Below are 3,879 nucleotides of genomic sequence, written 5' to 3' on the forward strand. Positions count from 1 at the left end.
ATTATATATTATTGAAGAAGAGGTGATTACCCCATGTGGAAACAAGCCATTGGTTGGCTTCTCATCACTGTGATGATGCTTTTAATTATAAATATTAACTTTCGAGATAGTGATACAAATCTCATTCAAAAACGTGCACAAAATGGTACGCTTAATTTAAGTGATCTTCCTTCAAATGCGAAAATATTATCTTTAGCAGGCGAATGGAAATTCACCCCAAATGAATTTGTAAATTCGAACGAATTTCAAGACCAAGCTCCAAACCAACTCGTACCAGGACAGTGGGAATCCAAAGCACAATATGGTGCTTATCAATTAAAGATCTTGCTACCTAAGCATTTTTCTGAAGTTGGTTTTCGAATTCGAAATATTTGGTCAGCCCATACTATTTATGTAAACGACGAAAAAGTTTCTGAAGTAGGCCAGATCGGAAAATCAAAAGAAAATACAAAACCTGAAAACCCATCATATGAAATTTATTTAACACCGAAAACAAAAGAGCTACTCATAACAATTCAAGTTTCAAATTTTTATAATGTACGGGGAGGTATAATTTTCCCAATCGATTTCGGTGATGCTAAAGCGATGCGAGAAGACGTAGCGGAAGATACAAATATTGAATGGACAGCAGTTTCCATATTATTAGTTTTTAGTATTTTTCATCTCACTATCTTCTTGCTACGTAAAAAAGATGATGGCTTTTTTTATAGTGGTTGTTATTTCCTAAGCCTTGCACTAATTGTTATGACACGTGGGGAGCGTATATTACTTCGCGCTGTTCCTAATATCCCTTTTGAAATTTATTTTCGATTACAAGACTCTATTACATTTTTTAGTGCAATTTTATTACCATTGTTTATTTCAAAAACTATGCCTACTATTATAAATAAAAAACAAATGCTTTTATTATTTTCGCCTTTCTTTATTTATAGTGTAAGCATAATCTTATTTCCATCTCGATCTCTATCTAATCTACAAACACTATTCTTTTTTTATATGAATATAATGTTGTTGTGGATTATCCTAAGACTGACTCAGCTAATCATACAAAAAAAGTGGATTATTAATAAAAATGAAATTTTAATTTTTATCCTTATGTTACTTACTCTATTTATGTTTCTCTTTAGCGGCACACTAGAACAACTTTTTGCATCAGGTCGTAATATATTTAATCGCTTTGGACTAATAGGTTTCATTATTATGATGAATGTCTTTTTAGGCACACGTTTTATTAATCGTACCGAAGAAGCTGAGCACTTATCGAAAAAATTAGAAGCTATTCATTTAACAAAAGATTCTTTTTTAAAAGTAACGACCCAAGAATTAAAAAATCCTTTATACCATGCAATTAATTTAATTAAATCTGTAAAATCTAATGATAAAAAAGAAAAGCATTCTAATGAGTTACATCTACTGGAACAACTTACGGAACGTTTACTATATCTTACTAATGATTTACAGGATTTCACAAAAATTAAATTTCATGATTATTCTTTTGTAGGAAAATCAACAAATATAAAAATGGTTGTGAATCACGTTTATAAATTAATGGAACTACCCCTCTCAAGAAAAAACATTATGTATCAAGAATACATACCGAAGAATTTGCATGGACTAGTAGACGAAGATCGATTAACACAAGTACTTTATCGTATTTTAGAAGAATGTTGTTACTATGCAGTAAGTGGAAAAATTGTTATTGATACTCAACATATAGGAGAAAATATTCATTTAACCTTTAAAGCTACTAGAGGTTCTAATTTTACGTATGAAGAAGCTCATACTGAAGTTGGATTATTAATAAGTAAAGAACTGCTAGAACGCATGAATGGGCAGTTACAAATTGAATACTATAAAACTTCTATTCTATTTAAAATAAAAGTTCCTTTTTATGAATATAAAGAAATACCTACTATTTTAAAGGAACGACATGGTTTTAAAGAAGTTTCCCAAGTAAATACTAGCCATCAACCAAAAATTTTAATTGTAGATGATGATGTCATACATACAGAGGTACTAAAATCTTTACTATCCGAAAAATACAATATTAACATTGTCCATTCAGCTCAAGAAGCTATTTTCTTGCTAGAAAAAACTAAAGATTTCTCGCTTCTTATTATAGATGAAACTCTTCCCGAAATTGGAGGAATTGAGTTGGCCAAACATATACGCAAAAAAACATCCATATTAGAATTACCTATTCTAATGTTAAGTTCAAAAGATTATCCAACTCATGTAGATAATATATTTGCAAGTGGAATAACCGATTACTTAGTTAAACCTTGTACAAAACAAGTACTATTAGCTAGACTGCATACTATTTTCCAAACAAGAGAAGCCATACTGCAAGCATTCGAAAATGAAATGGCCTTTCTACAGGCCCAAATCAAACCACACTTCTTATATAATGCAATGAGTAATATTATTTCATTCTGTTATACAGATAGTGAACGTGCTGCACATCTCCTAACGATGTTAAGCTCCTACTTACGCTATATCTTTGAGTCTGGAAAAGAAGCAAATTATTCTACATTACAAAAGGAACTTTCTATCATTCAAGCATATGTAGAAATAGAAAAGGCACGATTTGGCGAACGTCTTTCTTTTTCATATGAAGTTGATACCGTCCAATCTTTAGATGAAATATATATACCTAACTTACTCGTACAACCATTTGTGGAAAATGCAATACGCCACGGCCTATTTGAGAAAGAAGGAAACGGTCATGTACAAATTAATATAAAACAAATAAAACAGATTTTATTTATACAAGTAATAGATGACGGTATAGGAATGTCAGAAACAACTATACACAATTTATTAAATGGAACTCTTAAGAATCAAGGAATTGGATTTTCAAATGTTTTACGTCGTGTTCGAAAGTTTTCCAATGGAACTGTAGAGATTTATTCTATTGAAAATAAAGGAACAACTATTAATGTAACAATTCCATTAAAGGAGAGAAAGCAGTGTGGCGAATAGTAATAATAGAAGATGAAAAGCCCATTTTAGATTTACATAATCATTTATTAATAAAACATGGTGAATTTCAAGTTATTGATACTTTCCAGTCACCATTAGAGGCACTTAAAATGCTTCCTCTTTACACATTAGACGCTATTTTATTAGACATTGAAATGCCTAAAATGACAGGAATTGAACTCGCTCAAAAGTTAGTAAGTGAAGGCATTGATGTTCCGGTTATTTTCTCTACAGCTTATCCAAACTATGCTTTAGAAGCTTTTCGGGTACAAGCTCTTGATTATATTTTAAAACCGTTGACACCTAATGCTGTAAAAGATTTAGATTACCGCCTAAAAAAATATTATGGTGTTTCGAATCAACAAAGAAATTCAAACACCCTTCAAGTACAACTATACGGTAATACCTTTGTAAAAAAAGATCATCAATCGCTAAAATGGCCTACCCGTGTTACTGAAGAGCTTTTTTATTACTTCCTTCTCCATAAAGAAAAAGCTGTTTCAAAATGGCATATTATTGACGATATTTGGCCTAACATAGCGGAAAAACGTGCACTAGCAAATTTGTATAATACTATTTATCGAATACGTCAACTATTCAGTGAGCTAAATGTTCCTATCACAATCGAGCGTACAACAGATGGTTATGCAATGCATATTAACCAAACAATTCAATTTATAGAAAAGCATAATACTAACGACCTATTATTAGAGTCAAAAGGGTATTTATGGGCTTACAAACTTCAAAGCATATAACTTTAAAAAACCTGTCTCTATGTGGAGACAGGTTTTTCATTTTATAAAAAATATCTTGAGAGATTTTTGAGAGAAACGTTTGATAAATTAATTAATGGAGATAAACCATATTTAAAGTATTCCCTCATCAATGAAAATAATT

Annotated in this window: 2 protein-coding genes; both read left to right on the forward strand. The window is 30.8% G+C overall.

Going from position 1 to position 3,879, the window contains the following annotated elements:
* Positions 1-33 precede the first annotated feature (33 nt).
* Positions 34-2,982 carry a histidine kinase gene (locus ACFWDE_RS30110; RefSeq protein WP_377896346.1) on the forward strand — a complete coding sequence of 983 codons (2,949 nt, stop codon included), beginning with the start codon at positions 34-36 and terminating at the stop codon, positions 2,980-2,982.
* Positions 2,970-3,737 carry a response regulator gene (locus ACFWDE_RS30115; RefSeq protein WP_016096990.1) on the forward strand — a complete coding sequence of 256 codons (768 nt, stop codon included), beginning with the start codon at positions 2,970-2,972 and terminating at the stop codon, positions 3,735-3,737. Before ACFWDE_RS30110 ends, ACFWDE_RS30115 begins: the two co-directional genes overlap by 13 nt.
* Positions 3,738-3,879 lie beyond the last annotated feature (142 nt).

This window comes from Bacillus sp. NPDC060175 (genome assembly GCF_042728695.1).
In the GTDB taxonomy this organism is placed as follows: domain Bacteria; phylum Bacillota; class Bacilli; order Bacillales; family Bacillaceae_G; genus Bacillus_A.